This is a genomic window from Ectobacillus sp., from assembly GCF_056992975.1.
The window spans coordinates 1-3,875 of record NZ_JBXKMX010000045.1; the positions used below are offsets into that span (position 1 = coordinate 1).

The following is a 3,875-nucleotide window of genomic DNA, read 5'->3' on the forward strand; positions in this document are numbered from 1 at the left end:
TGTACTAAATGTAATAATTATCCAATTATGTATGATTTCCTGCATCTTATCATTCTTTTGTTGAAAATTTCAATCTAAAAGTAAGATTATCACATCCCTTAAACTAAATTTACGATTGTTAAGCGGAAATTTACTATTCTAACTATAAAATCTTTTTTTAATGTTCCTATAAGTAAAAATTCTACGTTCACGATATTGTGATACCTTCTATAAAGTAATCGCTACGTTCTCTCTTATACTAATAATGTTTATACTTCAAGGAATTGGGGAGATAAAATGCTAACGGAAACAAAGGAACGTTCAACTACGAAACATTCTTCATTGGATGTACATAAAGCACCTCGTCTGATTTTTTGGGAGCTTACGGAAGGTTGCAATTTAAAATGCGTTCATTGCCGAGCGACAGCTCAGCCGCAGCGGGCAGCGGATGAGCTAACTGACAAGCAGGCTTATGATGTAATTGATGACATTGCAAAATTTGATAAAAAGCCTATTTTAATTTTAACGGGTGGAGAACCTTTGTATCGTCCAGACTTTTTTGACATTGCAAGTTATGCTTCATCAAAGGGCATTCCAGTCGCAATGGCCTCTAACGGAACATTGATTACTGAAGAGATTGCAAGGAAAATTAAGGATGCTGGAATCAAGCGGGTTGCGATTAGTATGGACGGACCCACTGCTGAGATTCATGACAGCTTTCGTGGGTTGCCTGGAGCATTCGAGGCTGCGCTTCGCGGGGCAAGAAATGTGCAAGCAATGGGATTGGAATTACAATTTAATTCAACCATTACAACACATAATGTCGAAGATATAGAGAAGATGTTCCAGCTTGCCCAGCAGATGAATGTAAATGCACTTCATTTGTTTATGCTTGTTCCCGTTGGATGTGGATTGGAAATTGTAGAGAGCAATATGTTAAGTGCAGATAAGTATGAGGAAGTACTGCGTTGGTTTTACAACCGTTCACGGGATGCTTCCTTTGAGGTACGGGCTACATGTGCTCCGCATTACTACCGCATAATGCGACAAGAAGCAAGAAAAGCTGGGGAACGTATAACAATGCAAACACATGGTATGGCTGCCGTAACAAAGGGGTGTCTTGGCGGAACGGGTGTATGTTTCATTTCTCATAAGGGAAATGTGCAGCCGTGTGGATACCTTCCCGTCAAAGCAGGGAATGTGTTAGAACAATCGTTACAAACGATCTGGAATGAGTCTAGCGTATTCCAAAACCTACGTAATCCATCTTTATTGGAGGGAAAATGCGGAGTATGTGAATATACAAATGTTTGCTCAGGATGCCGGGCACGTGCCTACTATGCTGAAGAAAATTATCTTGCAGAAGAACCATATTGTAATCACAAGCCTAGGGAGCAATATTTCTAAAAGATATTCACAACATAAGAAAAAACGATAACTGGCTGTCAAATGACCACTGAAAAAATACTACCTTTCAGTGGTCTTATTTATGGGTAAAAGATGGAAAAATTCAGCTCCGATTGTTACCGCTCGCAGAAAAAGCACCTATTTTTCGAAATCCATATTTTTTCAGTCTCCCTCGGCCGTCAACTATCGTTTTTTATTACATACATCTTAAAATTACTATCATTAGGTAGTTGACTCTCACTGTTATTTTCATTACCATACCAAAGTAGGTATGGTATGCCATATAAAAATTTTATTACCTGGCATCTTTGCAGAACTAACATAGGAAAAGGGAGTGCTACTTGTGTCAAAAGGAACGAAAATAGTCATAGTTGGCGGAGTTGCTGGCGGTGCAACAGCTGCAGCTCGCTTACGTCGTTTAGATGAAAATTTTGAAATCGTATTATTGGAACGGGGAGAGTATATTTCCTTCGCAAACTGTGGGTTACCCTATTATATTGGTGGCAGCATAAATTCTCGTGATAAATTACTGCTGCAAACTGTAGAAAGCATGTCTTTACGTTTTAATATGGACATTCGTAACTATAGTGAAGTAACAAAAATAAATCGTGGTGAAAAGACCGTTACAGTAAAACATGTACAAACAGGAAAGATATACGAAGAATCCTATGATGTATTAATTTTATCTCCTGGAGCACATCCTGTAAAACCTATGATTCCTGGTATTCAAGACGCCAATAATTTATTTACATTACGGAATATTCCCGATACAGATAAAATCAAACAGTATGTTGATACCCATCACATTCAAAGAGCTGTAGTAATTGGTGGAGGATTCATCGGTATTGAGATGATGGAAAACTTATGTAGTCTTGGCATCCATGTATCGCTCGTACAAAAGGGAAATCAAGTGATGACCCCTGTAGATTATGAAATGGCAGCTCTACTTCATGAGCATATTCTACAAAATGGAGTCGAGCTGATTTTAGAAGATGAAGTCAAAGCATTTGAAGATAACGGAAAGAAAGTCATCTTAACTAGCGGTACTTCATTAGATGCAGATATGATTATATTATCAATTGGTGTTGCACCAGAACATACATTAGCGAAAGAAGCGGGGTTACCTCTCGGAGTAAAAAACGCAATCAAAGTTGGTCCGACTCTTCAAACTGAAGACCCCTCTATTTATGCTATTGGAGATGCTATTGAAGTTAGTGATTATATCAATGGTACGAAAGCGATGATTCCTCTCGCTTGGCCGGCAAACCGACAAGGCCGTTTAGTTGCAGATCATATTGCTGGTAAAGATGTTACTTATAGTGGAACGATGGGCACATCTATTGCAAAGGTATTTGAATTAACAGTAGCTTCGACTGGTAATAATGAAAAGACATTAAAAGAATTAGGATTACCATATCAAGCCATCCATATTCACCCAAATTCTCATGCAGGGTATTATCCAGGTTCAACTACTATAGCGCTTAAATTATTATTCCATCCAACAGAAGGAACCATTTACGGCGCACAAGCGATTGGAACGGATGGTGTAGATAAACGAATTGATGTCATTGCAACAGCAATGAAAGGGAATTTAACTGTTCGTGATTTACCAGATTTAGAGCTTTCCTATGCTCCTCCTTATTCATCCGCTAAAGATCCAGTAAATATGGCTGGATATGTAGCATCAAATATTATCGAAGGTATGGTAGAAACTGTACAGTGGCATGAAATTAACGAAATCGTCCAAAACGGTGGACTTCTAATCGACGTTCGTGATCCATTTGAACTAGAAATGGGTTCTATACCAGGTTCCGTAAATATCCCTCTTGACGCAATTCGCGAACGTATACATGAATTACCAACAGATCAAACCATATATGTTTCTTGTCAATTCGGACTTCGTGGTTACCTAGCAGCTCGTATACTACAGCAACATGGCTTTAAGGTAAAAAACCTGGACGGAGGCTATAAAACATATAAAGCAGCATACGGAGACAATGAGAACGACCTAATAGAACCAGTAGAACAAATTGAAGCTATAAAAGAGGTGGCAGCTAGCGTGGAAACAGCAAACACGATAACCATTGATGCTTGTGGTCTACAATGTCCAGGTCCCATATTACAAGTGAAAAAACAAATGGATGCACTCTCACAAGGAGATATTGTAGAAGTTTCTGCTTCTGATCCCGGCTTTGCAAGTGATATAGGTGCATGGTGCAAACGGACAGGGAATACACTTCTTTCATCTTCATTCGAAAACAAAATCGTAAAAGCTATTATTCAAAAGGGAACAGGCAACTCAAATGCTCGCCAAACAGTTTCAGAGACAAAAAATGGAACGACTATGGTAGTATTCAGCGGGGATTATGATAAAGCAATGGCTTCCTTTATTATTGCAAATGGTGCAGCTGCAATGGGTAAGAATGTAACGATGTTCTTCACATTCTGGGGCTTAAATATTTTGAGAAAAGAAAACTCTCCGAAGGTAG

2 protein-coding genes are annotated in these 3,875 nt (G+C 38.8%); both read left to right on the plus strand.

Going from position 1 to position 3,875, the window contains the following annotated elements; all coding sequences use genetic code 11:
• Positions 1–276 precede the first annotated feature (276 nt).
• Positions 277–1,386 (plus strand): radical SAM protein, encoded by a 1,110-nt coding sequence (locus AC11ZT_RS01860; protein WP_484057977.1) that lies wholly within the window; start codon positions 277–279, stop codon positions 1,384–1,386.
• Between the two features lie 343 nt (positions 1,387–1,729).
• Positions 1,730–3,875: CoA-disulfide reductase (locus AC11ZT_RS01865; protein ID WP_484057978.1), on the plus strand; the 2,146-nt coding region annotated here is incomplete at its 3' end.

Excerpts from the sequence above, each read along its gene's own strand:
- AC11ZT_RS01860 (WP_484057977.1), top strand. The coding sequence starts at position 277 with ATGCTAACGGAAACAAAGGAACGTTCAACTACGAAACATTCTTCATTG.